This is a genomic window from Streptomyces sp. NPDC051243 (assembly GCF_044455405.1).
GTDB lineage: Bacteria > Actinomycetota > Actinomycetes > Streptomycetales > Streptomycetaceae > Streptomyces.
This window is the reverse complement of sequence record NZ_JBITES010000013.1, coordinates 274,603-298,646: the sequence shown is the minus strand read 5'-3', so window position 1 is coordinate 298,646 and position 24,044 is coordinate 274,603. Positions and strand designations below refer to the sequence as shown.

Below are 24,044 nucleotides of genomic sequence, written 5' to 3'. Positions count from 1 at the left end.
CCCGGACTTTCCGGACATCGGTGAGTCAGAGATCGAACTCCAAGTGCTCGATGTCGGTGAAGCGGACCTCCTCCAGTTGGCCGGCGCGGCGGCCGTTGTCCTGGAAGTACACCTCCTTGAGTGCTTCGGCGGCGATCTGCTGGAGCTGCTGGTCGCTGGCGCCCTGCTCCTGGGCGTTGAAGAGGCGGGCGGCGTAGCGGGGCGGCAGGGCGACGGTCAGGTGCCGGAGGCGGTCCTCGTCCGTCGTGCCGATCGGCGCGGTGTAGCCGATCCGGGCGCGGGTGTCGATGACGATGCCGTCGGTGGTCGCCGCCTTCTGCCGCGCCTTGGCGCGGATCTGCGGCTGCCAGCGCTTGTTCACTTCGGCCTCCAGGCGGGCTGCGAGGTCCGGGCGCGGCTTTTTGATCTGGGCTTTGACGTACCGTTCGACGGTGCGCTGGGAGATGCGCAGCATCTGGGCGACCGCCCTGGTGCTCTTGAGCTGCCTGACCAGGTACCGCATCTGCGCGGGCGCGCTCTTGGGCGCCGGGCGGGTGAACGCCTTCTGCACCGCGGCGTCCAGGCCGTCCCCGAACACGCTCATCGCCTGTTACTCCCCGTTGTCGACGTCGGTGACGGTGCCGTCCTTGATGTACCGGGCGAGGTTGAGCTCTGGGGCGTTGAACTGCTCGCGGACGCCCTCGCCCCACAGCACGCTCTGGGTGCCCTCCCATTTCACCAGGCCCGGGTTCACCCCGAGCTTGAAGCCGCCCGGCAGCGGCTTGCCGTCCCGGTAGGGCAGGAAGTCCAGCGGGGAGGGCCCGTCGGAGGCGTAGACGGCGCAGTCGGAGAGGATGGCCACCGGGTACTGGCCGGTGAAGGCGGCGTGCTTGACGATCTTTCGGTGCATATTGATCCGGGTGCGGGAGATGACGGCGGCGCGGATGTCCGGGCGCCAGGTGGGCCGGGCGAGGGCCCGCCACGGCTGCCCGGGCTTCCAGCCCTCCCCGCGGGGGCGTTCGCGCAGCTTGCCGATGCCGCCCTTCACGGTCGCTTTGATCGCGGACACCACGATCGCCAGCTGGGGGTCGCGCTGTCGGTAGCCGTCCATCGCCGCGAGGAAGTCGGCCGGCGGCATGTCGGCGTGCACGCCGAGGTCGGCCATCGTGGCGAGGTAGGCGTCACGCAGCCGGTTGTACCAAGCGTCCAGGTAGCGGCCGTTGTCGTGGCGGACGTACGCCTCGATCGGGCGGACGTCGTAGCCGAGCTCCACCGCGTACGCCACGGTCGGCGTGGCGTACCAGGCCGGCCCCGTCGGGCGCTCGCCCTTCGGCGTGAACGGACTGGGCAGCAGCTCGCCGTCCAGGTCCGTCCACTGCTTGGCGAGCTTCACGCGGGACAGGTCGACGTGGCTCAGGTCGACCAGCCAGGAACCGGGCAGTTTCGGATCGAAGACGGGGCTCTTGACGTGCGTCGGCGCGCCCAGGCCGACGTTAAGGCCGTTCGCGCCTGCGGCGAAGGCCATGTTCACGTCGATGCCCACCAGGTGGGGGCGAAGGCATTCGGCGTCGGTGAGCGGGCGTGCCCAGTCGTACGCCTCCTCCACCAGAACCTCGGCCGGGGTGCGGTGGTGGAAGCGCGGCAGCTCCGCCAGGACCGGGTGCCCGTCGGGGGCTTCGCACGGCGCGCAGTCCACCGGATCCTTGCCCAGCGAGCCGGGGTTGTGCTCGGAGTGCCGCTTGCCCGTCGCGTCGGGTTCGGAGGCGCGGGTCGGCGGGTGCAGCGCGGTCATCAGCTCCAGGCCGGTCACGGCGGTCGATCCGCGCGGCGTCATCACGCGGGCCGCATACGTGCCCAGCAGCCGGGCCAGGTCCGCCGGCGGCAGCTGCCCCGCGTCGGCCCAGTGCCGGGCATCGAGCGCGTCCCACGACGGGACGCACAACTGCACGCAGGCCCGCTCCGCGCCCTGCGCCGGGCGGTAGATCCGCACCCACGGCCCGAACCCGCGCTTGGTCAGCTGCCAGTTGGCGCGCGTCAGCTGCTTGACGACCTTGTGGCTCTCCGGCAGCCGACCGGCCAGGCGCTCCTCTTTGGTGAGCGTGACGGGCAGGCCGTAGTACTCGCACGCGGACCCGGTCAGCACGATCAGGGGGTCGGCGTCCTTGCCCGGCCCGGACAACTTCGGCTGGCCGAAGCGCCCTTCGTTCAACGTCCACTCCACCAGGGCCGGGATCGACTTCGCCGGTACGTCCAGGACCAGGCCGCCGACGCAGTACGCCAGCACCTGGCCGTCGGTACCGTCGACGACTGCAAGCGGACCGTTCTCGAAACGCGGATCGGCGCCGCCCGCCAGGGTGCCTGCGGGGGCGGCCTTCTTCGCGGCCAAACGGCGCGACGTCGGCCTGGATGTGACCGCCGGGCGCGGTACAGGGGCAGCGGGGCGCGTGTTCGTGGGCTCCGCAGCCGGGACTGTGGGTGCGGTGCGGGCTTGGGCCGGTTCAACTGCCGATGGCGCAGGAGCGGCCGGAACGGCAGGCGTCTCGGGGATCGCCGTGTCCTCAGGGGACACCGGTGCGTTGGCAGGGTAAAGCCGGGCCAGTTGTTTGAGCATGCGCGCGTATGCGTCGCGCTCCGGCGGCCGCGGCTCGGTCTTGCCGGCCTCCCAGCCGCTGACCGTCGCACGCCGCACCTGCAATGCGGCAGCCACCTCGTCCAGCGTCAGCCCGTGCGCCTGGCGCAGCCGCTTGCGCTCCGCCGGGGGCGGCAACGAAGAGCGGGACGCAATGAGCGCATCGACCGCCTCGAACAGCTCGGACATGCAGCACCTCCAGTCCCGCAACCCTAGCGTGAAGCGCACATTTCGCGTACCAAACGCGTACGGGCTGCGTAAGAAACGGTTGCGCCGCCCGGGCTGTCGCAGGTGCCCCATCTCACCGAACGATGGACGCGCCCCAGTGAAGTTGTCAGGCGTCGCGGTACTGGTTCCGGGCCACACGGACGACGCGGCCAGCCTTGAGCAGACCGTCTATGCAGACGGAGACGCCGTTGCGGTTGGCTTGCTTGCCCGCGGCGGTCAAAGCATCCGCAATATCACCGAGAGACATGGGCTGAGGCGACGCCCTGAGGATCTTGACGATGGCATCCGCCTTGGTGAGGTCCTGGACCGCCGGCCCCGGCTCGGATACCGCTGCACTCAGCTTCTTGAAGGCGTCCCGCTTGGCTTTGAGTCCCTCGATATGAGCGCCGAGTCGGTCACGCTCGAGTTCGGCTTCACGGAGTTCACGCTCGACGCCGGCGAGGTCCTCGCTGTAGGAGTTCACGAGGAGAAGACTATAGAAACCTAGTAGAAATTGGCTAGGTTTCCTTAAAGATGGACGCTGCTTGAGCGGCTGGGTGGGCGCGCGAACCCTACGGAGCGGCGCTCAGGTTCAGTGAGACGAGCTCAGGATCGAGATAGGACAGCAGGGCCATGGGCCGAGGAACCGCAGGGATGTCTCGCATACGTCGGAACCAGCCAAAGACGACGGGCGAGTGTGAAAGACCTCAGGGAGCAGACGGCCGCTGTGCGGCGGCAGAACGGCTCGGGGGCGGACATGGGGGAGATCGTCAAAGGGCTTGAGCGAGCGCTGCTGAGCCGGCCGGTGCCTACTGGTGACGCCGCTGTGCGATTCCTACTCAGGGCGGAGAAGGGCTCCACGAAGAACATGGCTGTCCTCCTGGGGATCTCCCAGCGCACGGTACAGAGGCGGGTCACGACCCGGCCGGGAAGGCGTCGCCGTCCACGTGCTGTGCATGCGCGGTTGACCGATGAGGCCGTCAGGGCACGGTGGCAGCCCCTGGCGCGCGCCCGCCGACAGGCCCGGGCCGACGCCGACGGGCTTGTCTTCCACACCAGGGCGCGGTTCGGTTTCACCGCTCCGGCAGGCCCGTCGGACGATCCGCGGGGACGGCTGATCACCCAGCACCTGTCGGGAGAAGTGGCCCGCGAGCTGTTCGCCGCCCGGGACGCCGGCGGGGGTGAGCAGCAGCAGATGGTGACCCTCGCCCCTTTGGGGCACCGCACGCACATGCCGCGTCGACAACTCCCCCGCCTGCTGCCGCTCCAGCAAACGACGCACCACCAACGCCCTCGGCAGTACAGCCCCACGGCCAGCCCATACGTCCTGATCCACCTCACGATCACACCGATCTCCCCCACCCCACCGCATCAGAACTCACGAACCTGAAACAGCATCAGCTGCCATGAGATAAAGCCCCCCGACAGCAACACCCACCCCAACCTCTCACCTCATGACAGTGCCAACCCCGCCCAACACCCCACTGACCAGCACCGACACAGCACACCACCAGACCAACACCACCGACTCTCACCACCACCGACCCCAAGCCAAAAAGTCGCAGCGGAGATCGCGCTGCGGGCCGCCTCCTACTACCGCTCGCAGGGCCTGCACCTGTCCTGCTTCTTCGCTGAGCAGCAGCCCAAGCCGTACGAGCGGCTGCAACAAGTACTGCGCGGCTACACAGCACGCGGCGTGGACGCGCGGGCACACCGCGGGGAGGTCGACGACGTGGTCCGCCGCGCGACCGGCGTTCCGCTGTTCCTCTTCCCGGACCCGTGCGGGCTGTGCCTGCCCAGGCCCTGGATACCGCGGCCACCGATCTCGGCGTCGAACTGCCCGCAGTGTGGGCCAGGTCGTGTCCGCAAAGTCCCGTCGTCCGCACGGAGGGCGGGCCCCGCGGCGTCTGGTGCGTGCCCTCGCCGCACCGGGCGGAAGCCCTCGTACAGGTTGTACGTGGACTTTCGCCCGGCACGCCGAGAGTGCGTGCCAGGCGTCGCGGGACAGGCGGGACTTCGCGGACACGGCCTAGTGCTCGCACCGACACCCGCCTGACGATCGCGCTGGCCAGCCGGGATCCCGACGGTCCCAAGGAGGCGAGCCGAGCCGTGCGCGCCGACTTCCTGCGGCTTCTGGTCCTCGGCATCACCCCGAGCCGCGCGGAGCTGATCCTCGACTCGGCCAACTCCGGCGCTTGGAGAGACGACGATCTGGCGTTCGCGAAGGCCTGTGACGCGGTCAGCGCCGCCGCGGCGCCCTACGGGCACACCGGACAGATGCGTCTCACCCCTGCGCGAGTGACACGGTTCCTGCGGGAGCTGAACAAGCCGGGTACCACCATCTACGGCGCCGCCGCGGTCGTGAGGGTCACCAAGATGGCAATCCACAAGCGGCGCAGCCGCGACGCCGAGTCCGCCAAAGCTACGGACGCAGCACGGGCCGTCGCTCGTAAGGGGAGATGAAGGCGAAGGTGGCGCACAGCAGACCGTCACGCGGAACGGGACGCCGCCAAAGATGGTTTTACGCCATCTCCCCGCATCAGTTAGTCCTGTCCCCGCGCAGGTCAGACACCTCTGCACCCTGCGCCTTGTGCTGAATGGCTCATTCATAGCGCCCCGCCACGCGGGCGCGTATGAGCCAATCCCCACATCTAGTGCTTCGATAGACGTACAGCGATACCCCCAACCGGGCGACGCCTCTCGGACACCGCGGTCCCGAGAGTTCTCGGACCGGGTTGCCTGACCCCCATCGGGCAGTCGGGAGGTACCGCATGGTGCGGAACGAGAACCACCAAGACGACGAGCAGCGCCCACGGTGGCGGCGGGCCCGAATGGCCTGCGTCATCACAGGGGCCGTCATGACGGCCACCTACTGGACACTGCGCGTGATTGAGGCGGCGCTACAACTGCACCAGGCCGCCAGCCCCTGGTCATAAAGCCAGGATGCTGACGGCCCGACAGGAGGCGACGGGTCCCCGACGGAATTGAGGCCCAGACGGGACCCCGAGCCGAAAGACTGCAGGCAGTCGCTTACACCATTGCACGCCCGCAGCGCCCGGGGCCACCGCACACGCGTCACAGCCACAACCGCGTGCCTGGTCGTACCCGCCAAGACCTCCACGACCGCGCCGACGTCGACCGCACCGTACCGATCACCCCTGCCGGTGCGCGCCTGCCGTCCCGGCCCCGCGCCCTCGAAGAGCAAAGCCATCTGCCCGGACATCGGCGCCTTCAAGGCCTGCGAGAGCGCGATACGCCCGTCCGGGAGTCACACCGCCACGGCCCGTGGCCGCGAGGCCGGCCCCGTATGGCCGACGACCCTCGCGTCTACCGTCTCCGCGTGGCGGACCTTACGCCACCGACGGGATCCGCCCCGGTACATGCTCGACCCGACCTTGACGACGAGGCCCCCCACCCCCTGCGGCTGCAGCGCCTCGCACCAGGCGCGGGCCAGCTCAACACCCGTCGTCGAGGGCACGGCCTGGATCGGAGGACCCATGCCGTACTCCTCAACAAGACGCTCGAGGAGCGCCCCGCGCCGTACGTACAACAAGCCTCGAGTCTCTCCATGGGCCGGGTGGCGTAGAACACCACAAACGGCATAGCGACCACGACGCCGCTCGGCCAGGACACGAGCCCGCACCGGGCAGTTCAGAAACAGGTACCGAGAGGTGTTTACACCGCACTTGAAGGCATTTTGGTTGGTATGCGGATCGGCTTCGCTGCTGCTGGCGACGCTCAAGGGGCTGGCGATACCGAAGAGGCGATGGGACGGGCGTCTCGTCTGTACTCCTCCTGTTTAATCCCAAGACGCGCCTTCGTGCGCCCTTCGCCTTATGCGCCGATGCATGCGCCTGGGCCGGACCGGCGGCTTCCGGGTACTTCAAAACCATGGCCGAACGACGTCGTTATCCGAGCGATCTGTCCGACGCCCGCTGGGAGCTGGTCGAGCCGATCCTGACCGCCTGGCGGGCCGAACGCCGCGGTCGCGGACTGGACAGCGGCCGGCCCCGGACCACGACCCGCGCAGTCTCCTGGACGCGATCCTCTACGTGAGCCGCACCGGGATCCCCTGGCGCTACCTCCCGCACGACTACCCGCACTGGAACACCGTCTACGCCTAATTCGCCCGCTGGCAGGAGGAGGGCGTCTTCGACCAGCTCAACAGTCTCCTGCGCCGCCAAGTCCGCAGGCAGGAAGGCCGCGAGGCCGAGCCCAGCGCATGCGTCATCGACTCACAGAGCATCAAGACAACCACCAACGTTCCCGCGGCCGGCCAAGGCGTCGACGCGGGCAAGAAGATCGTGGGCCGCCAGCGAAGCATCGTCATCGACACCGTCGGCCAGCTGCTGGCAGTACTGGTCACCGCCGCGAGCGTGCAGGACTCCGCCGCCGGCCAGGCCCTCATCGAGAAGGTGGCCGCCGAGCATCCCACGGTCCGCAAGACCTGGGTCGACGGCGGCTACCGCCAGCACCTCGTCGAACACGCCGCGACCCTCGGCATCGACATGCACATCGTCCGCCGCGACCCCGCCACCAGAGGATTCACCGTCCTGCCGAGGCGGTGGACCGTCGAGAGAACACTGGGCTGGCTGATGAACCACCGCCGCCTGACCCGCGACTACGAAGCACACCCCACCGCTCCGAAGCCATGATTCACCTCGCGATGATCAACCTCATGACCCGCCGCCTCACCGCCCAATCCACCCCGAGCTGGCGCAGAACCTAGAACCTCACCGGATTAGGGCATCCAGGGACTAAACAACAGACCGAAACGCCCTCTGCGAGCTCGGGCATCGCGCTACCAGGCTGCGAGGTGCGGCGGAGCTTTTCGCCTCTCCGGTATGACCTTGCCACTCACACGGGCAGCGCCTAACCCGGAGCCGCAGTCAGGGCATTGCCGCCCCAGTCACACCCCGACCGGATCCCGTGATTGCGTTCAAGAGCCCGCCGGATCTTTCGAAGGCCGAAGGGGCGTCCCTCCCGCCGACGCGCGCCAGTCGCTTCCCTGCGGATTCAGAGAAGCCCGGGGGAACAGCGCAGTGGGACGGAGCATCGACATCGCTGCCGTGACCTGCCACAGCATGAACAGGGCATACGGCACCACTGTGGCCAGCTGGACGGGGGCAAGCCAGCCGTCCTTGAGGAGTGCGGCGAAGGTGACCAGGAAGTTCGGGACGGCGATAGTGATCGCGGACCAGGCCAGCCAGCGGGGCAGTACGTGCGTGTGCAGGATGGCCACGGCGGCGGCGAACAGCATGAAAGCAGCGATGGGCTGGCTGCCGAGCCAGACGACGATGCCGACGCGAATGGCATAGGCGATCAGGTCGGCGCTCATGGGGACTGTGCGCACGCCGATCGCCGCCAGAAGCCACAGGCCGTTGGCCGCGGTGTAGGTGGCGGCGACCGCGACAGCCGTGGGGGTGATCAGACGGGTGTACAGCGTGGGTCGCGACGGTACCCGGAGTGTCTGCGTCAGGCCGGCAGCGAACCACACCATCAGCAGCAGTGCGACGTTGCCTGTGACGATCTGGATATCGATCGCGCTCTCATGGACCGCGAACCATGTGGCGAGTTGCGCAGGCGGGATGCTCCAGCGCGGGAAGAGCATAGGGAACTCACCGGTGAGCGCGAGGGGGATGACAGCCGTGGGCAGGATGGCGATTCCGGCCCATGCCGATGCCTTGTATCCGTGGTTCGATGTCACGAGGTCCTCCCGGGGTGATGCGATGCGGTGTCGCACCGTCTTGCGGCGCCTTCACGCCGCTGGGTGCTCAGGTGGGGCTCGGTGGTCTCCGGGCCAGGCCGCGGATTACGTGTCCCGCTGCCTCCGGGGTCGTGGTGGGGAAGGCAATGGTGATGGTCTGCTCGGTGCCCCGGGTTGCCATCAAGCGGGCAAGGGCGGTCAGGGCGAGGCAGGCTCGGCGAAGTCGTGGGCGTGCAGGCCCGGCAGGGCGGCCTGGACGAGGATCACTTCAGCTTGAACTGCTTGGAGATCAACCTCCACGCGCGCCTGACCTGACACCGTGACACGCTGTTCTGGTGCTCTGTGGCGTTCCGTCAAAAGATCACGAGCTTCTGTGATCAGTAGCGGCCGCCGGTCATCTGCTGCAGCCATGCCTGGGTACCACTCAGCCAATGCTCCTGGTCGAAGATGTGCTGATTCAGCGGCCCCGTGAAGGTTTCGGGCCACGAGGCGGTCAGTAGCGCCTCCTTGGCCCGCAGGAAGTCCTGGACGGCTTGTTCCTGACGTTGCCCAATATCCCCGATCGCCTCGGCTCGACTGTGGTCAAGGGTGCGTTCGAGGACGAACACGAAGTTCAGCGGGCACTCGTCGGCATCTTCCTTTTCCACCGAGGCGGCATCCTGCATGAGCCACACGACGTCTTTGACGGCATTGCGCAGATTACGCATCTCATCACAGGCCGCGATTTCCTCGGGCAACTCGCAGCGGCTGACCCTTTCACACAGGTCCGAGCAGACTTCGATCGCGATGGTCCGCCTGCGCAGCGCGATGTACTCGTCCACACCGGGCAGCTCGTCTTCCGGTCCCGTGCGCAGGTGGACCTCGCGGGCGACGCTGGTCAGGTACGACTCCCACGCCTTCGCCGCCCGGGCACGCCACGCCTGCGACATTGGACCGGACTCGCGGTGCCAGAAGTCCTGGAAAGCGGCCAACAGGCCCTGGTGCTCTTGTCCGATGGAGGGGGTGGGGCGGCCGTGACAGACAGCCACGAAAGCCTCAACCGTCGCCAAGGCGCTCTGGGCGGGGTCTGGTCCGGGCACGGCGTCGAAGACGTCGTCAAAGCACTGGATCCAGTTGGCGAAGTCGGATCCCACAGCGAGGTCTTCCAACGGCGCGTCCGGCCAGTTACAGCCCATGTAGGTCGCCAGGACAGTCCTCTCAACCTCGCACCTCACCCTCTCGTCATCGGTGATCCCATAACGGGCGAGCCAGGCCAACGTACGGTCGTGCGCTTGGGAGGCGTGGGGGTTGTAACGCAGCTCGAACGGCATGTAGAACGCGGCGTCCAGGGTCATCGGACTCTTTCCTTCCGTGAAAATCAGCGATGGCAGCAAGGTCTCCTCATAGGCCAAAGCGCCGGTCTCGGTCGGCGTACCAGCGCAGCGCCTGATCGAAGTTGCAGCGGTCAAAGGCCGGCCACGGGACATCGGTGAAATACAGCTCGGCCTGGGCGGTCTGCCACGGCATGAATCCCGACAGACGTTGTTCGCCGGACGTGCGGATGACGAGGTCAAGGTCGGGTTGGCCAGCAGTCGAGAGATATCCCGCCAAGAGCTGCTCGACGGCACCCGAGTCCAGATGCTCAGTGCCGTGATGCTGCAGCAGAGCCACCACGGCATCAACGATGTCACTGCGGCCGCTGTAGGCGAGCGCGACGTTCAGCGTGGTGCCCCGGGCGTGTGCGGTCTCCCTCTCGATCTCGTGCAGCGCCGCCTGGTGCGCGGGGAGCTGCTGAAGGGCGCCGATGAACCGGATCGGCCACCGGCCAGTCCGGGCCATGCACCGCAGCCCCTCGATCACCGCCGTCAGGATGGCCGATACGGCGTTCGGTGCTCGCCGGAGGTTGTCCTGGGACAACGCCCACACCGTGACGTAGGCGATGCCTGATCGGTCGCACCAAGTCAGCAGGTCGTGCACGCGCTCAGCGCCCTTTTGGTATGCCTCGACAACGGTCACTCGCTGGGCCTCGGCCCAGCGCCGGTTGCCGTCGAGGATGACCGCTAAGTGCTCCGGAACAGGGGCAGTCTGCCGGGCCGCCCCATCTGCCGTCTCGGCGTCGGCTGGGCCGGCGCGGTGGCTCGCAGGGCAGCCACACAAGGCCGTTGGGGGGTGTGGACGAGGGGAGGGTGAAGAGGCGTCAGTCACGGCCAGGCCACCCTTTCAACCGCCAGGACATTGACCGCCACGCGTCAAACAAGTCTCCTGACAGGCTGCACCACCAGGAGAAGTAGACACAGAGCGCACAGAGGTAAACGGCTGCAAACGCGGACGAACGGAAACTACGCCCCGGAGTTCACTACCGACGTACCTCCTGGCATGCGCTCATCCAGATGCCCGGACGTCGCAAATCTTCAGGCAGGCTGCAAACCACGCAGTGACGCGGTGTCAACCAAAACTCGCTTTCCCTGTACAGAAATGGTCTTTATCAGCGGCGCAGCTTGCATCAGACCGGCAACACCGCTCCTGAACCTGACGCTTGTCTCCATATGGCCCGAGGTCGAAATTGGTCCCGAACTAATGGGACTCCGTTAAGTCTTCCTGTTGATGGGCCTGGTCGGCAGCACGTTGGGTGGGTGGACGCACATGAAGTAACACGTTTGCCTCCCCGCCGTGGCACCAGCACCCGCTCGCCCCACTTCACCAGCTATGGACCGCACCACCGGGGCATCTCGTGCTGGACTGCGCGATCACGGAGAACTTTGCCCTGGGCCAGGGGTGTAGCCCAACGGCCGTTCAACTGCCTGTTCGAGACGGAGGAGGACGCGGACGGGGGCAAGTGGACGATGCTGGTCGCCCCTGAGGCGCGTACGTACCGGCCGGCGGCGCCTTATCAGCTGCGGCGGGGCACGGAGTGCCCGGACGAGCTGAAGCAGCCGTGATCGGCGTGGCCTCACGCCCTCCGACGGCCGTAGGCCAGCAGCATTCCGGCGTAACCCGCGCGCACGCGGCCGCCCGCCTCCAAGCGGTAGATCCTCATCTCCTGGGTGAAGGTTTCAAGCGCCGCCGCGACCTCGGTTTGCCCCACGGCGCAAGCCGGAAAGTCGACACCACCCACGGTGTAACCGAGAGAGTTCTCCATGAACGCGGCGGCGAAGGGAGCTCCCGGCCGGAGAGCGCGCAGGAAGCAGCTCACCCCGTGCCGGAATTCGTCGAATGACGTGGTGAAGGATTCGGCGACGAAGAACATCGTGCCCAGGTCCCAGCGGCCGGGCCGATCGCCCAGGTCGAAGAGATTTCCCGACTCGATCCGTACGGCACGACGGAAGCGGTCCCGGGGGTCGGCGCCGAACTGCGCATACGCCGGGTCCTCGCACAGGACGTCCCAGAACTGGTCCCACCGCGGGTCATAGCCGTCGCACTGCCCGCGGAGGTATTCCACATTCGCGGGTGACCGTTCCAGGAGGGTGATCTCTTCGCTCCAGGGGAGCATGGCGAGGGCGGGATAGAGATTGGCGCCGGCGCCCACGTCGATACCGGACGCCGGCCCCGGGCCGTGACGCTGGAAATGATCGCTGAAGTGATCGCGCACCCTAGAAATGATCTCCTTGTCCACACTCAGCATGTCGCGATAGTTGTGGTCGACGTAGGAAAGGGGATCGAATGCGTCCCAGGGTGCGTCGTCGTTGAGCGCCTCGAACGGCGTGCGACCTTCTCCCCGGGACTGTGCCAGCGCACGCGACGCCTGGATTCGGACCGACGGGGCGCCGATCCTCGCCCCGTGTCCCGCGAGGCCCTTCGGGGCATCTGCGCGGTTCTCCTCGGTGAGCAGCCGTACCTGGCCCTGCAGCACCTCGATCTCCAACCGCAGCTGCCGCAGTTCCCCCCGCTGGTGCTCGAGTAGGGCGTCGGACTCCTTGGCGTACTCCGCGGCCGCGGACAGTTGCCTCCGGGCCGCGTCCACCTCGGCGGTGGCCTCCTCGGCCTGCCGCTCGGCCTCCTCGGCCCGTCGCTCTGCCTTCTTGCGGCGTTTCCGTTCCTTCGCCCGCCTGTCATGTTCCTCGTCGGCACGCCGCTCCAACCTCTGGACGAGGTCGAGGAGCCGGTCGACGCGTTCGGCCAGACAAGGGTCGCCGGCCTCAGTGCCCAGGACGTGGTCCTGGAGGGTCCTCACGCGGTCCTTGATTTCCTCCACCTGATGGTGGAGGTGGTCGACGCGGTCGGATTCCGTGGTGGTGGTGCTGACGGGTGCCGGGTCCCGGCGCCGCGTCGGAGGGCGGGGAGGCTGGGCCTCGTCGAGCAGAGTGCTCCACCAGCCCTCGTCATATGACTTGCCGGCCCACTCGCACCACAGCTTGACCACAGCCAGCAGCTTGTCGCCGCTGCCGGGATCCGGTGTCGTCGCCTCCTCCCACGCCTCCGGCAGCCACTTCGCGAGGCGCCGGTCCAGCGTCGACTCGGGGCCGCCCGCCTTCCGCGCGGCCTCACGACGCGAATACCTCCGGGATTCCTGCTTGTTGTACGCGGTCCTGGCCTGTCCTTCCAGGGCCCGGAGCGCGTCGTACAACTCGCGAGCCTTGGGCGGCTTCCCCATCCGTTCCCCCGCTTTTCCTCGCGCCCGTCGTACCGGGCTGCCCGCCCCGGGCACGGCGGGCACGCCCATGACCAGGAGCGTAGAGGGAGTTTGCCCTCAGTGCCCGCCTTATCGGACATCCCGCACCTCCGTCCCGCACGCTCGTCCTGCCCGGCCGCTCGGGCCGGCGAACACGGAGGAGGCAAGCATGGACAGGACCCCGTTCCCCACCCGCAAACTCGGCCGCGCCGCGCTCTTCAGCCTGGTACGCGGGGCGGCCTGGGCAGCGGGCTCCGCGCTCGTGGCGGGCATCGCCTGGTGGGTCCAGAACCGGTGACTCAGTCGCCGGACGGGCCGGCGCCGCGCAGGTCGGCCACATAGGTGTCCGTTCCGGGATCGTCGGGACGCACGGCGCGACCAGCTCCGGCCGCCCCAGTAGCTACGCAAAACGTCCACGCCGCACAAACGCGCAGGTGGAGGACCTGCGGGCGGCAATCTGCGAGCTGGCGGATGCAGCACATCCGTGCAGCGTCCGCGCTGGCGGGCACATCGAGAGCGAGGCGGGCCTACGGCCGCCCGTTCCGGTCCTGGGCGATGCTGTGGACGCTGCCGTGCACGGCGATCGGGTGGCTGATCGACTCATGGCGGGCGCATCGCTGGTAGAGGTCTGCGTAGGTGCCTGGGCTGTAGCAAAACTGGCCCCGCGCTTTCCAGGTCCCGGGTTCACGCCCCACAGCATCTCGATCTAGGAAAGCCCTTGTCTGGATCCCCGTTCGAGCGCGGACGCAAACGCCTCCGGCGCCGGTCCGCGCATGACCATAACAAAGCCACTGTCGAGCGCGACACGCCCGTCAACACCGAGGCAACACCGGGCAACAGCGCCGCAGTGCCGCATTTCCCGGTGACGGCAGCGACTCCTGTGCTCGTTGTCGTGCCGGGTACCCCTGGCCCTATGGAATTGGCAACAGCGTGCAGGTGGGCCCCGGATCCGACCGGGGCCCACCTCGTTGCAATGTGACTAACCGCCCCTGTCTGATCTGCCTGGGACCGGTCAGAAACTGGTCCCAGGCAGATCGGCCGTTACGCAGCCCCGATGAACTGCTGTCAGTTCTCGATGGAGATGTTGTCGTGCGCGTCATCGAACATGCGGACCACCATCCTGCTGAGCGCGTCCAGGTCGTCGAGCAGTGGCGAGCCTTCTACCTCTTCAATGACAAACCCGCGGTACGAGTTTGACGCGGGAGACTCCAGGTAGCGCTTGGCCTTGTCGAGAATCTCCATTGCCTCGCCGCGCGTCAGCGACCGTTCTTCCAGGCCCTCTACGAGTTCTGTTAGCACATAGGCACAAGCGTCTACACCGCTCGTAGCTTTCCCGTCTCGGGTTAGCTCGTGCCTCAGCTCATCCAGGACGTCGATGAACTGCTCGATCCGCTCGATCACCGGGGAGGGGTCCTCGCCGATGCGCAGCGTTACGACCCCGGACTCAGGGTCCCAGACGAAGGGAGGGCGATTGGCAGGTGGTGGCGTCGCTTCGCTGACTCTGCCTTCGGCCTTTGCCGGTCCAGCGCGGCGCAGGGTTGCCAGTGCTTGGAGGCCGGCGTTGGTATCAAGGGCCTCTGCCATGCTGTACAGCAGTTCGGCGTGGTTGTTGGCCAGGAGAGTGTCGAGGCGCTCCTCGAGGGTGTGGCGTTCGCCCTCGTGGGGCGTGCGGTCAGTCATGTGCAACCCCCTTGTCGAGGTCGAGGATGGAGATGAGGTCTTTACGGGCCCGGCAGATGCTCTGCCGCACGGCTGCGGGCGTCATGTCGAGGATCTCCGCGATCTCGCCGTAGTCGAAGCCATCAAAGTGCCAGGCCATCACGGTGCGTCGGCCGGGTGATAGCCGATGGAGCGCGTCCATGATCTGCTGCTGGGTATCGGTGAGCACCACTTCGGCCACCGGACAGGTGCCACCGGGGCGGTCGGGCACTGGGTCCGTCGGTGATGTACGGGAGTCGTTCTGACGCCAGTAGCAACGCTGAGCGGTGACGCGCAGCCAGGCTCTGGGGTGTTCTAAGGTGCGCCATTGGTCGGGCAGGAGCTTTGCGATGGCCTCGTGGGCGGCGTCAGCGGCTTCGTAGGGTGTGGCGCCCTGGTGCATCAGGAAGACCGACACGGCGCGCATCTCGCTGATGTAGAAGGCCTCAAAGTTGTCGCGCCGGACGGCTGGCTGATCCAGCACGGCGGGGCGGTGCTGGGCTTCGGTCCCGGCCACCGCCGGGGGTTCGGTCACGGGCTCACCTCTCCTGGTTCCCGACGGCCGGGGCGCCGCCGACCGTGATGTCGACCTCGCGGGAGGCACTCTTCTCCGTCAAGCGGCTGCCGGGCGGCAGGGAACGGATGCGCTCCGACAGGCCCTTCTGCTCCAGTTCCGCACGACGTACCTCCGCGCGGGTCTTGATCCACCGGTAGCCCAGGCGTAGCAGGTACCCCCCGCCTGCCACTCCCACCGTGACTGCGATCGTCATCGGATCCACTGCATGCTCCACCGTCCCGACGGCGCCCGGCGCGCCGCGTCTGCCCCCTTAAGCAGAAAGCCCTCCAAGGTGTGACAGGGCAATACGCCGGCACTCGTCGAGCGCCCACCCTCCGGCAACGAAGCGGCCGTTGGCCAGAAAAGGCCGGTGGTGTCCCTGCGCTCCTCCAGCGCTGCAACGATGTCGGGCAGTCGGCCCTCGGCCAAGTTCTCACTTCGGAGTTGCTCAAGCGTCTCGAAGTCCCCGGCCGTCTGCCTCATGCCGTCGTCCGCAGCTGCGCTGGCACCGCGGTCGCCGCCCCAGCCCCCCCTCGCCGCCCGCTCCGCACGCCAGCACCAGGTCGTCGCGCAGGACCGGGCGGCACATGGAACATTACAACGGCGCACCCGGCTGCATCTCCGGATGGCGGACGACCTGTCGCAGTTGCCTTTCCACGTCGTACCGATTGAGCCCCTGCGACGTTGCGTACCGGGTCACCGCGCCCTGTGCAGCCCACGCGACTTCGAGCCACGCCCGGCGCTGCCGGTCACGCTCCCCGTGGTCATCGAGGCTCAGCAGCTGACGATGAGCGTCGTCGGCTGTCTGCTGCAACGCCACGAGTTCGTTGGGGAGACCGCTGGGGTGCGGTGTGGGGTGGGATCCTCGCGCAGCGCCTGCCGGGGAATGGACCGGGGTCGTCTCTGCGGCGGGAGAAGCAGGCTGTGCGACGTAGTCGCGCAGCAGGGTGCCGAGCGCCGGGTTGACGCTGATCGCGACGATCATGCGGTCCAGGCGGTGCGTCTCGAACGCGGTGAGCACCACCAGCTGGGTGAGCGCGGGCTCCACCAGGTGATCCGGGAGCGCCGCGCGCCGTGCTCAACGCCCCGGACCAAGGAAGTCCGGGGCACCCCACAACCAGTGACTCAGATCCGCCAGGCGCGGATACGGTCAGCCGCGTCGCAGCCGTCAACGCGGCCTGTGTCGATGTCGCGGGCGAGGTCGATCAGCGCGCCGTACGGCGGGTCGACGGCCTCGCCCGCGGCGTCCATATACGCGGTGACGATCGCGGCGCCGTACAGGGCGTTGCGGGCCGGGAGTGGGCGCAGCCGGATGATGGCGTGCAACAGGGCCGCCGCGCGCCAGGCGTTATCGACGGCGACGCCGATCTGAGGAGTGTTTACCCGGTGGCGGGCAACGGCGGCTACGAGATTGGAGAAGTCGTGGACTGAGGGCTGCTTGGGCAGCACTTCCGCCTGGCGTTCCAGCAGCCAGCGGATGTCGATGTGGAGCTCCATGGTCAGGCGGCAGCTCGTCTTGGAATCCCCGCACTGCAGTGGGCACTGCCAGCGTGTTCCTGAGCGGGAACACGCTGGCGGTGGAGGCTGGCCTCTCCGTACCGCCATGTCACGCGGCGATGAGCGTCAGACGCGACGAGCGGGCTCCGCTGGAGACGTTCTTGCCGTAACTGTCGGGGGCCTTGCCGTAGCCGTTGGAGACGTCCCTGCCGTAGCCGTCGTGGTCGCAGTAATGACCGCGCTTGATGGTGGTGGGGTCAATTGCGGTGTGGGTGGTGGTGCCGCCCCCTCCGGTGACAGTGGCGGTGTTCTTGCCGCTGCGCGGAGTGTCGCATGAGACGTCGACCTTCAGCTTGATCGGCGGATAGTCGCCGCCGGCTGGCAGAACGTCGCTGCACCCCTGCGTTTAGACAACCGGAACTCGCACAAATCGCCCGGCTGTGTGCAGGTCGACTTCGATGCGAGCAGCCGTGGCCCGCAGTTCCGGCAAGATGTTCGTCACGCACTCAGCGGCCGAGCGGCGACCGCTGTGCATGGTGACGTTGATCGCCGCGACTGGGCTTCCGTCGCGGTCACGTACGGGTACGGCGATCGAGCGAAGGCCTTCTTCCAGCTCCTCATCGACCAGTGCATAACCGTCCTCGCGCACTCGCTCCAGGATCGCCTCGAGGTCGGTGGACTGGGTGACGGTGTGAGCGGTCAGTGCCCCCATCCGCACGCGCGCCAGCCGCACAGAGCGCTCCTCGGCCGGCAGCCCCGCCAACAGCACCCGGCCCGTGGAGGTCACATAGGCGGGCACACGCGCGCCCACCGCGATGGCGACGTCCATGATGCGCCCCGCGGCGACCGAGGCCGCGCACTGGACATCGTCACCGGTGAGCACCGCCAGGGTCGTCGAGTCCTCCACCTTGTGGGTGAGGGCGGCGAGGTGAGGATGCGCGATCCGGGTGAGTGTCGTCTTGGACAGGGGTGGGAAACCGAGGGCGAGGACTTGTGGAGTGAGCTGGAAGATCCGCCCGTGGAGTGTGATGTAACCGAGGTACTCCAGGGTTATCAGGGCACGGCGTGCCGTGGCGCGGGACAGGCCGGTGGCCTCGGCGACCTCGGAGAGGGTCAGCTCCGCACGGCCCTCGCCGAACGCGGTGAGCACGGTCAGGCCGCGGGCCAGGGATTCGATGAACTCCCCGCCCAGTTCCTGTTTGGACACGCTCGTCCAGGTGGCGAGCCCGGAGGGAGTGCTCTCGCTCGGCGGCTCCGGAGGCGGCGCGTCGGCCAACTCCCGCTCCATGACGGTCACCGCGGCACGGAGCCGGGGGAGAAGGGAGTCGCGCAACGAGTCCGCGCTGTGCCGACTCGTATGGCTCACGACGCTCGCCACACAGGCGATCCGGCCGTCCGGGGTGCGAACCGGAACGGCCGCGGCGACGAGGCCCGGCTCGATCAGCTGGTCGTCCAGTGCCCAGCCATCGGCGCGTGCCCGTTCCACCCGTTCTTCGAAGTCCGCGGCGGCGACACCGTGCGATCGAGGGGGGATCGCCGGGAAGCCCAGGTCCTCGGGGTCGGCGACCTGCCGCTTGTGCCACCGTGCCCAGTCCTGCGCACTCCACTCGGTTGCCAGCAGCGGGCCCGGCGCGGTGCGCTCGGCGGGCAGCAGATCGCCGATGCGGAAGCTCAATGACAGGGCGCGTCGGCGGATCGCCTGATGGATGAAACGGATGCCGTCACCGTCCGCCACCGCGAGGGACACCGACTCGTCGAGTTCGTCGGCAAGGGCATCGGCGTGCGCGCTCAACCGGGCGGGAAGGCGAAGAGCGGCCAGGTACGCGTTCCCCAACTCCATCAGGCGGGGAGCCAGGGCGGCGTTGCTGCCCTCCATACGCACGTACCCCATGTGAGCGAGTGTGCCGGTTACCCGGTCCACGGTGGCGCGGGCCAGGCCGGTGGCCCGTCCCAGGTCGCTGAGCCCGGCCGCCCCTCCGACGCCGGTGAGCTCACGCAGCACGGCGATGCCCCGCATGAGAGGGGCCACTGCCTCCTCTGGCGGCGCGGCAACCGTGGGGTGGGCAGGCGGCAGGGCGTCGGGCAATGTCATGGGCTCTCCGCGGCGGTTGTCTCGTCACTGTAGTGAATGATGCCTGGTGAGGGCAGAGAGCCGACAGGTCCGGGTGTCCGCGATGAGCCCACGCACGTTCGTCACGAAGGGCAGTGTGCTCCGGCCACACGCCGAGGCCGCTGCTGGGAGCACGGCCTCCCGACCGGCTAGCCGGGGACCTTCAGCTCGGCCTCGATGTTCGCAGCGGTGGCCAGGAGCGGCGGCAGCAGATCGTGGCGTATCGAGTCCGGCGTTCGCCGGCTGGCGTGGGTGGAGAGGTTGATGCCTGCCACCACCCGTCGTGTCTCGTTCCGGATGGGTACGCCGATCGAGATCAGGCCCTGCTCGAGTTCCTGGTCCACCAAGGACCACCCTTGTGCCCTCACCTGTTCCAGTTCGGCGGCGAGTGCCTCCCTGGAGGTGATGGTGTGCGGGGTGAGCGGCTTCAAGGAGGCGGTGTCCAGGTAGTGCCGGAGCCGGGTCTCGTCGAGGTGGGCGAGCAGGACCCGGCCGAGGGCGGTGGCATGGGCGGGGAAGCGGGTCCCGATGCTGATGGAGACTGTCATGATCCGCCGGGTGGGTACCCGGCTGACGTACACCACGTCCTCCTCGTCGAGCACCGCCACTGACGAGGACTCGCGGACGTCGGCGACCAGTTGTTCCAGGTGGGGCTGGGCTATCTCTGCCAGGGACATGCTGGACAGGTAGGCGTAGCCCAGTTCCAGGACACGGGGTGTGAGGCGGAAGAGACGGCCGTCGGTGGCCATGTACCCCAGGTCGGCGAAGGTCAGCAGGAAGCGCCGTGCCGTGGCACGGCTCATCCCGGTGTTCCTGGCGACTTCCGAGAGGGTCATCGCGGGTGTGTCGGCGGTGAAGGCACGGATGACCGCCATCCCTCGTTCGAGGGACTGCACGAAATACCGCCCAGGTTCGTTGTCGTCCATGCGCTGTGGCCTCTGTGTCGAAGGGTGGGTCAGGACTCGGACTTCTGCAGCGCGAGCTCGTCACCGCGGTCGGCCATCGGTGTGTCCGTGTCGCCGTTGTGGTGCTTGGCGCGCTGGATCTGTTCGTAGACGTGCGCGCGCAGTTCGGCGAAGCGGGTGCTGGAGCGGGTGTGCAACTGGTCGCGCTCGTCAGGGAGATCGATCGTCAGGTCTTCCAGCACCACCGTCGGTGACGTGGACAGGATGATGGTGCGCTGGCCGAGGTAGACGGCCTCGTCGATGTCGTGGGTGACGAACAGGACGGTGACGCCCAGCTCGTGCCACAGGCGCCGGATGAGGTCCTCCAACTCGGCGCGCGTCTGGGCGTCGACGGCCGCGAAGGGCTCGTCCATGAGCAGCACCTTCGGCTCGAAGGCGACCGCGCGGGCGATGGCGACGCGCTGTTGCATTCCTCCGGAGAGCTGCCAGGGGTAGGCCTGGTGGGCGTCGGCGAGGCCGACCACCTCCAGGGCGTGGTCCACCAGTTCCCGTGTCCGCGCCTTGCCGAGCTTCTTGCGGCGCAGGGGCAGAGCCACGTTGTCACGTACGTTCATCCAGGCGAACAGGGAACGACCGTACTCCTGGAAGACCACCGCCATGCCGGGCGGTGGTCCGTCCACCGGGCGGCCGTCCAGGCGGACTTCGCCGCTGGTCGGCGTCAGCAGCCCGGCCATGCATTTCAGCAGAGTGGTCTTCCCACACCCCGACGGGCCGACCAGGCACACGAGTTCACCGGCACCGATATGGAATGTTAGATTCCGCAGTGCTTCGACGCTTCGGTTACGTCCGGCGTAGATCTTCTGCAGATTGCGTACGTCGAGCATCGACGTCTCCTTGTCAGGTGTTGCGTTGAGCCCGGCGCAGGCCCTGGTACCAGGCCATGACCCGGTTCTCGGCGAACCGGAAGAGCAGCGACAGCAGGAACCCGAGCAGGCCGAGCAGCAGGACGCCGCTCCACATCTCGGGAATGGCGAAGGAGCGCTGGAACTGCACGATGGTGAAGCCGAGCCCGTTGCTGGCGGCGAACATCTCGCTGATGACCATGAGGATGATCCCGATCGACAGGGCCTGGCGCATGCCCGTGACGATCTGCGGGCTGGCCGAGCGCAGCACCAGGTGCCAGAGGCGGGAGGCGCCGGTGATGCCGTACGAACGGCAGGTGTCACTGAGCACCTCGTCGACCGCGCGAACTCCCTCAACGGTGTTCAGCAGAACCGGCCACATGCAGCCGCTGACGATGACGAGCACCTTCATCGTGTCGCCGATGCCCGCGAAGAGCATGATCACCGGTACCAGTACCGGGGGCGGAATGGCCCGGAAGAGTTCCAGGACCGGCTCCAGGACGTCTCGCGCGACCCGGCTCAGGCCGACCACCAGACCGACCCCGATTCCGATGACGACGGCCAGGAGGTAGCCCGCGGTCAGGCGGAGCAGGCTGGGTACGACGTCCGACAGCAGCCGCTCCCCCGTCCAGACCTCCCCGAACTTCCCCAGGATGGTGGACAGCGGCGGGACGTAGAAGTCCGTACTGTCGGCGGTGGCGAACCACCACACGGCGAACAGGACCGCCGGCAGGCCCAGGATCAGCGAGACCCGCCGGGCCATGGTGAGGACGATCGTCCGGCTCATCCGGCTAGCCCTCCCTTCGGATGGATTGATGCCAGTGCAGCGCCCGTCGCTCGACGGCCCGGGCCACCAGGTTGACCGCGACTCCCAGCACCCCGGTGACCAGGACCAAGGCGTAGACCCGTGGCACGGCGCCGGACGTCTGCGCCACGGCGATCTGGTTGCCCAGCCCGGGCGAGCCGATGACGAGTTCCGCGGTGATGGCGAGGACGAGCGCCACGGTCGCGGCCAGCCGCGCACCCGTCATCACATACGGCAGTGCGGTGGGCCACATCACGTACCGCACCCGCTCCCACCTGCCCATCCGGTAACTGCGGGCGGTGTCGTCCGCCACCGGGTCGACGTCCTGCATGCCGGCCAGCACCTGGACGAGCACCTGCCAGAAGGCGGCGTACACCACGAGCAGCAGCTTCGACCTCAGGTCGGTGCCGTAGAGGAGTACCGCCACCGGGATCAGCGCCACGGACGGTATGGGCCTGAGGAATTCGATGGTGGAGGCGGTCACGGCCCGCAGCACGGGCACGGAGCCGATCACGATCCCGGCCACCACGCCGGCCGCCAAGGCGATGGCGAGCCCCAGGCCCCAGCCGGTCAGTGTGTCACCCAACGCGGTCCAGAACGCGTCCTCGGCGAGCAGGGCCCGCAGGGCCCGGCCCATCTCCGACGCGGGCGGAAGGTAGTCGGCGGAGACCAGCCCGCTGTGCGGGAGAACCTGAAGCAGTATCACCAGCCCCGCCAGACCTGCCAGTCCGCGCAGTGGGGTGACCGCTCCCTCCAGAGCGCGCCGGGCACGGCCGCGGCCCGGACCGCCAGAGCCCGTGTCGGCCCCGGCGGCAACCACGGTCTTGGTCAACACAGGAGTGCTTCCAGAGCTGGTCATGAGAACAAGGCGTCCAGGTCGGGCTTCTTGCCACCGAAGATGCCGTCCTTCTCCCCGAGGGACGCCAGCTTCTCCAGGGAGGCCATGTCGTACTGCGCCGGCCAGGTGGGCAGCGTCAGGTTCTTGAGCACCTCGCCGTCGATCTTGGTGTAGGTCGTGATTATCCGACGCGCCTCGTCCGGGTGCGCCGAGGCGTACTCAAGCGACTCGGTCACGGCCTCCGTGAACTTCTTCACCAGGTCGGGGTTCTCCTGGGCCAGCTTGGTGGAGGCGAAGTACGTCGCGATGGTGAGCTTCGGGTCGGTCTCGGCGAACGGCGACGCCACAACGCGTGCGCCCTGCCCCTTGGCGATGGTCAGCGCGGGCTCGCCCACCCAGGCGGCATCCACCTGGCCGCCGTCCAGCGCGGCCGGCATCTGGTCGAACGGCATCTCGACGAACTTGACCTTCGAGGGGTCACCGCCGTCCTTGCGTACCGTCTCGCGGACCGTGGTGTCCCCGATGTTCTGCAGCGTGTTCACCGCCACCGTCTTGCCGACGAGATCCTTGGCCGACTTGATCGCACTGTCCTTCTTGACGGCCACCGCGCTGATGTCCTTGCCGACGTCACCGGTCGAAGCGGTCCCGTTGACCACCGATTTGACCGGCACGCCCTTGGTCTGGGCGATCATCAACGAGGTGACATTGCTGAACCCGAACTGGAACTGACCGCTCACCACGCCGGGGATGATCGCGGCGCCACCCTGGGCGGCTTCCATCTTCAGGTCAATGCCCCGGCTGCTGAAGAACCCCTTCTGCTGCCCCAGGTACAGCGGAGCCACGTCGACGATCGGGATGATCCCCACCTTGACCTGCGTGGCCTTGTCCCCGCCGGAGGAGGACGAACCCCCGGCCCCGGAAGAAGATCCACATCCGGCCGCGGCTGCGACCGTCACCACCGCTATGGCAAGCCCGAGAACGCGCCTTTGCATGGGGCCTCCTGACGAGAGGAATCGTCTACGCACATTTTGTGCGCGATGCGAACAACTGTCCGTGTGCCGAACAGAGCAAGCGGAGGCTATTCCTCCACCCGAATCGCGTCAACAGGTCACACAGAAGCCGTTTCCGGAGCCCCGCAGGAACGCGTACCGCTCGACGCCCTCTACGGGCCACCGCGTCGAGCAGACGGTCGACCGGGCATTCGGGCTGAGGGCCATATCCGTACGGCATTCGATCGACGACCCGGCTAACCCGAACGGGGACCACCACAGGTGGCGACCCCCTTCGCGCGCCGACGGAACGGGTGCCGCACCTTGCCCCACGGCCGAGCCCGAACGCCGGGGCATCGAGCTGCCGCGCCAAGCGATTGGGTCGGCACCGGCAGCTTCCACGTGACCGGCCCGTCCGACCACGACCCGCTGCACAAATTGCCGGTGGTCGAGCAGCTGGAGGCCGCTCTCTGCACCGACGTCCTGGTCGCCCTCGCCCCCACGCGCACCCTCCCGCCGAGGTAGCCGCCCTCGGGGACGCTGATGAGCGCCATGCATCACGGCGTCCCCAACCGGCATTGGACCGCCCCGGAGCCGATCACCAATAGTGCTGGGGATGGGCGCAGACGCCGTG

Annotated in this window: 24 protein-coding genes and 1 pseudogene; 6 read left to right on the top strand and 19 right to left on the bottom strand. The window is 67.9% G+C overall.

Annotated features, from left to right (window positions below; genetic code table 11):
• Positions 1 to 25: 25 nt before the first annotated feature.
• The 3 genes from tpg (ACIBAG_RS31990) to ACIBAG_RS31980 all read right to left on the bottom strand — a co-directional run bounded on the left by tpg (ACIBAG_RS31990) (position 26) and on the right by ACIBAG_RS31980 (position 3,299).
• A complete protein-coding gene (gene tpg, locus ACIBAG_RS31990) occupies positions 26 to 583 on the bottom strand; it encodes a telomere-protecting terminal protein Tpg (RefSeq protein ID WP_399109825.1) in 558 nt (185 codons plus the stop codon).
• 6 nt (positions 584 to 589) lie between these two features.
• Entirely contained in the window at positions 590 to 2,797 is a 2,208-nt protein-coding gene (tap, locus tag ACIBAG_RS31985; protein ID WP_399109824.1) for a telomere-associated protein Tap, read from the bottom strand.
• A gap of 145 nt (positions 2,798 to 2,942) precedes the next feature.
• The gene (locus ACIBAG_RS31980; protein ID WP_399109822.1) at positions 2,943 to 3,299 is read right to left on the bottom strand and encodes a hypothetical protein; all 357 of its coding nucleotides are present in this window, start codon (positions 3,297 to 3,299) and stop codon (positions 2,943 to 2,945) included.
• Between the two features lie 273 nt (positions 3,300 to 3,572).
• Between ACIBAG_RS31980 and tpg (ACIBAG_RS31975) the strand changes: the two genes are divergently transcribed.
• Entirely contained in the window at positions 3,573 to 4,205 is a 633-nt protein-coding gene (gene tpg, locus ACIBAG_RS31975) for a telomere-protecting terminal protein Tpg (protein WP_399109860.1), read from the top strand.
• A 719-nt stretch (positions 4,206 to 4,924) separates the two neighbouring features.
• Complete coding sequence (locus ACIBAG_RS31970; RefSeq protein ID WP_399109820.1) at positions 4,925 to 5,278, top strand: hypothetical protein; 354 nt, start codon at positions 4,925 to 4,927, stop codon at positions 5,276 to 5,278.
• An 805-nt stretch (positions 5,279 to 6,083) separates the two neighbouring features.
• On the opposite strand, the gene ACIBAG_RS31965 is transcribed toward ACIBAG_RS31970, so the two are convergent.
• Entirely contained in the window at positions 6,084 to 6,314 is a 231-nt protein-coding gene (locus tag ACIBAG_RS31965; RefSeq protein WP_399109818.1) for a hypothetical protein, read from the bottom strand.
• A 392-nt stretch (positions 6,315 to 6,706) separates the two neighbouring features.
• Between ACIBAG_RS31965 and ACIBAG_RS31960 the strand changes: the two are divergent.
• Positions 6,707 to 7,544, top strand: a pseudogene (locus ACIBAG_RS31960) (IS5 family transposase).
• 210 nt (positions 7,545 to 7,754) lie between these two features.
• Here ACIBAG_RS31960 and ACIBAG_RS31955 read toward each other — a convergent pair.
• From ACIBAG_RS31955 to uppS, 3 genes are all read right to left on the bottom strand, one after another.
• Positions 7,755 to 8,522, bottom strand: coding sequence for a hypothetical protein (locus ACIBAG_RS31955; RefSeq protein ID WP_399109816.1), 768 nt, complete (start codon positions 8,520 to 8,522; stop codon positions 7,755 to 7,757).
• A gap of 377 nt (positions 8,523 to 8,899) precedes the next feature.
• A complete protein-coding gene (locus tag ACIBAG_RS31950) occupies positions 8,900 to 9,856 on the bottom strand; it encodes a terpene synthase family protein (RefSeq protein ID WP_399109815.1) in 957 nt (318 codons plus the stop codon).
• Between the two features lie 46 nt (positions 9,857 to 9,902).
• Positions 9,903 to 10,706 (bottom strand): polyprenyl diphosphate synthase, encoded by an 804-nt coding sequence (uppS, locus tag ACIBAG_RS31945; protein ID WP_399109813.1) that lies wholly within the window; start codon positions 10,704 to 10,706, stop codon positions 9,903 to 9,905.
• 554 nt (positions 10,707 to 11,260) lie between these two features.
• Here uppS and ACIBAG_RS31940 point away from each other — a divergent pair.
• Positions 11,261 to 11,440, top strand: coding sequence for a hypothetical protein (locus ACIBAG_RS31940; RefSeq protein WP_399109811.1), 180 nt, complete (start codon positions 11,261 to 11,263; stop codon positions 11,438 to 11,440).
• 11 nt (positions 11,441 to 11,451) lie between these two features.
• On the opposite strand, the gene ACIBAG_RS31935 is transcribed toward ACIBAG_RS31940, so the two are convergent.
• Positions 11,452 to 13,161: an SCO2525 family SAM-dependent methyltransferase gene (locus tag ACIBAG_RS31935; RefSeq protein WP_399109809.1), complete on the bottom strand. Its 1,710-nt coding sequence runs from the start codon at positions 13,159 to 13,161 to the stop codon at positions 11,452 to 11,454.
• A gap of 118 nt (positions 13,162 to 13,279) precedes the next feature.
• On the opposite strand from ACIBAG_RS31935, the gene ACIBAG_RS31930 reads away from it, so the two are divergent.
• Positions 13,280 to 13,408 (top strand): hypothetical protein, encoded by a 129-nt coding sequence (locus tag ACIBAG_RS31930; protein ID WP_399109808.1) that lies wholly within the window; start codon positions 13,280 to 13,282, stop codon positions 13,406 to 13,408.
• 767 nt (positions 13,409 to 14,175) lie between these two features.
• On the opposite strand, the gene ACIBAG_RS31925 is transcribed toward ACIBAG_RS31930, so the two are convergent.
• From ACIBAG_RS31925 to ACIBAG_RS31875, 11 genes are all read right to left on the bottom strand, one after another.
• Positions 14,176 to 14,790, bottom strand: a complete 615-nt coding sequence (locus ACIBAG_RS31925) for a hypothetical protein (protein ID WP_399109806.1) — start codon at positions 14,788 to 14,790, stop codon at positions 14,176 to 14,178.
• Positions 14,783 to 15,343, bottom strand: coding sequence for an RNA polymerase sigma factor (locus ACIBAG_RS31920; RefSeq protein ID WP_399109804.1), 561 nt, complete (start codon positions 15,341 to 15,343; stop codon positions 14,783 to 14,785). The genes ACIBAG_RS31925 and ACIBAG_RS31920 overlap by 8 nt, the downstream gene beginning before the upstream one ends.
• Before the next feature lie 4 nt (positions 15,344 to 15,347).
• Positions 15,348 to 15,578 carry a hypothetical protein gene (locus ACIBAG_RS31915; RefSeq protein WP_399109803.1) on the bottom strand — a complete coding sequence of 77 codons (231 nt, stop codon included), beginning with the start codon at positions 15,576 to 15,578 and terminating at the stop codon, positions 15,348 to 15,350.
• A 381-nt stretch (positions 15,579 to 15,959) separates the two neighbouring features.
• The gene (locus ACIBAG_RS31910; protein ID WP_399109801.1) at positions 15,960 to 16,412 is read right to left on the bottom strand and encodes a hypothetical protein; all 453 of its coding nucleotides are present in this window, start codon (positions 16,410 to 16,412) and stop codon (positions 15,960 to 15,962) included.
• A 77-nt stretch (positions 16,413 to 16,489) separates the two neighbouring features.
• A complete protein-coding gene (locus ACIBAG_RS31905) occupies positions 16,490 to 16,861 on the bottom strand; it encodes a toxin Doc (RefSeq protein WP_399109800.1) in 372 nt (123 codons plus the stop codon).
• Between the two features lie 406 nt (positions 16,862 to 17,267).
• A complete protein-coding gene (locus ACIBAG_RS31900; protein WP_399109799.1) occupies positions 17,268 to 18,953 on the bottom strand; it encodes an IclR family transcriptional regulator C-terminal domain-containing protein in 1,686 nt (561 codons plus the stop codon).
• A gap of 167 nt (positions 18,954 to 19,120) precedes the next feature.
• The gene (locus tag ACIBAG_RS31895; protein WP_399109798.1) at positions 19,121 to 19,897 is read right to left on the bottom strand and encodes an IclR family transcriptional regulator C-terminal domain-containing protein; all 777 of its coding nucleotides are present in this window, start codon (positions 19,895 to 19,897) and stop codon (positions 19,121 to 19,123) included.
• Positions 19,898 to 19,926: 29 nt separating this feature from the next.
• Positions 19,927 to 20,760, bottom strand: coding sequence for an ABC transporter ATP-binding protein (locus ACIBAG_RS31890; protein WP_399109796.1), 834 nt, complete (start codon positions 20,758 to 20,760; stop codon positions 19,927 to 19,929).
• A 13-nt stretch (positions 20,761 to 20,773) separates the two neighbouring features.
• A complete protein-coding gene (locus ACIBAG_RS31885; RefSeq protein WP_399109794.1) occupies positions 20,774 to 21,565 on the bottom strand; it encodes an ABC transporter permease in 792 nt (263 codons plus the stop codon).
• 4 nt (positions 21,566 to 21,569) lie between these two features.
• Positions 21,570 to 22,340 (bottom strand): ABC transporter permease, encoded by a 771-nt coding sequence (locus tag ACIBAG_RS31880; RefSeq protein WP_399109858.1) that lies wholly within the window; start codon positions 22,338 to 22,340, stop codon positions 21,570 to 21,572.
• A 98-nt stretch (positions 22,341 to 22,438) separates the two neighbouring features.
• On the bottom strand, positions 22,439 to 23,413 hold the full coding sequence (locus ACIBAG_RS31875; RefSeq protein WP_399109793.1) for an ABC transporter substrate-binding protein: 975 nt from the start codon (positions 23,411 to 23,413) through the stop codon (positions 22,439 to 22,441).
• Positions 23,414 to 23,812: 399 nt separating this feature from the next.
• On the opposite strand from ACIBAG_RS31875, the gene ACIBAG_RS31870 reads away from it, so the two are divergent.
• Complete coding sequence (locus ACIBAG_RS31870) at positions 23,813 to 23,935, top strand: hypothetical protein (RefSeq protein WP_399109792.1); 123 nt, start codon at positions 23,813 to 23,815, stop codon at positions 23,933 to 23,935.
• Positions 23,936 to 24,044 lie beyond the last annotated feature (109 nt).

Coding starts and splice junctions, on each gene's coding strand:
- tpg (WP_399109825.1), bottom strand. CDS start 583: ATGAGCGTGTTCGGGGACGGCCTGGACGCCGCGGTGCAGAAGGCGTTC.
- tap (WP_399109824.1), bottom strand. CDS start 2,797: ATGTCCGAGCTGTTCGAGGCGGTCGATGCGCTCATTGCGTCCCGCTCT.
- tpg (WP_399109860.1), top strand. CDS start 3,573: ATGGGGGAGATCGTCAAAGGGCTTGAGCGAGCGCTGCTGAGCCGGCCG.
- ACIBAG_RS31965 (WP_399109818.1), bottom strand. CDS start 6,314: ATGGGTCCTCCGATCCAGGCCGTGCCCTCGACGACGGGTGTTGAGCTG.
- ACIBAG_RS31950 (WP_399109815.1), bottom strand. CDS start 9,856: ATGACCCTGGACGCCGCGTTCTACATGCCGTTCGAGCTGCGTTACAAC.
- ACIBAG_RS31935 (WP_399109809.1), bottom strand. CDS start 13,161: ATGGGCGTGCCCGCCGTGCCCGGGGCGGGCAGCCCGGTACGACGGGCG.
- ACIBAG_RS31930 (WP_399109808.1), top strand. CDS start 13,280: ATGGACAGGACCCCGTTCCCCACCCGCAAACTCGGCCGCGCCGCGCTC.
- ACIBAG_RS31925 (WP_399109806.1), bottom strand. CDS start 14,790: ATGACTGACCGCACGCCCCACGAGGGCGAACGCCACACCCTCGAGGAG.
- ACIBAG_RS31915 (WP_399109803.1), bottom strand. CDS start 15,578: ATGACGATCGCAGTCACGGTGGGAGTGGCAGGCGGGGGGTACCTGCTA.
- ACIBAG_RS31905 (WP_399109800.1), bottom strand. CDS start 16,861: ATGGAGCTCCACATCGACATCCGCTGGCTGCTGGAACGCCAGGCGGAA.
- ACIBAG_RS31900 (WP_399109799.1), bottom strand. CDS start 18,953: ATGACATTGCCCGACGCCCTGCCGCCTGCCCACCCCACGGTTGCCGCG.
- ACIBAG_RS31895 (WP_399109798.1), bottom strand. CDS start 19,897: ATGGACGACAACGAACCTGGGCGGTATTTCGTGCAGTCCCTCGAACGA.
- ACIBAG_RS31890 (WP_399109796.1), bottom strand. CDS start 20,760: ATGCTCGACGTACGCAATCTGCAGAAGATCTACGCCGGACGTAACCGA.
- ACIBAG_RS31885 (WP_399109794.1), bottom strand. CDS start 21,565: ATGAGCCGGACGATCGTCCTCACCATGGCCCGGCGGGTCTCGCTGATC.
- ACIBAG_RS31875 (WP_399109793.1), bottom strand. CDS start 23,413: ATGCAAAGGCGCGTTCTCGGGCTTGCCATAGCGGTGGTGACGGTCGCA.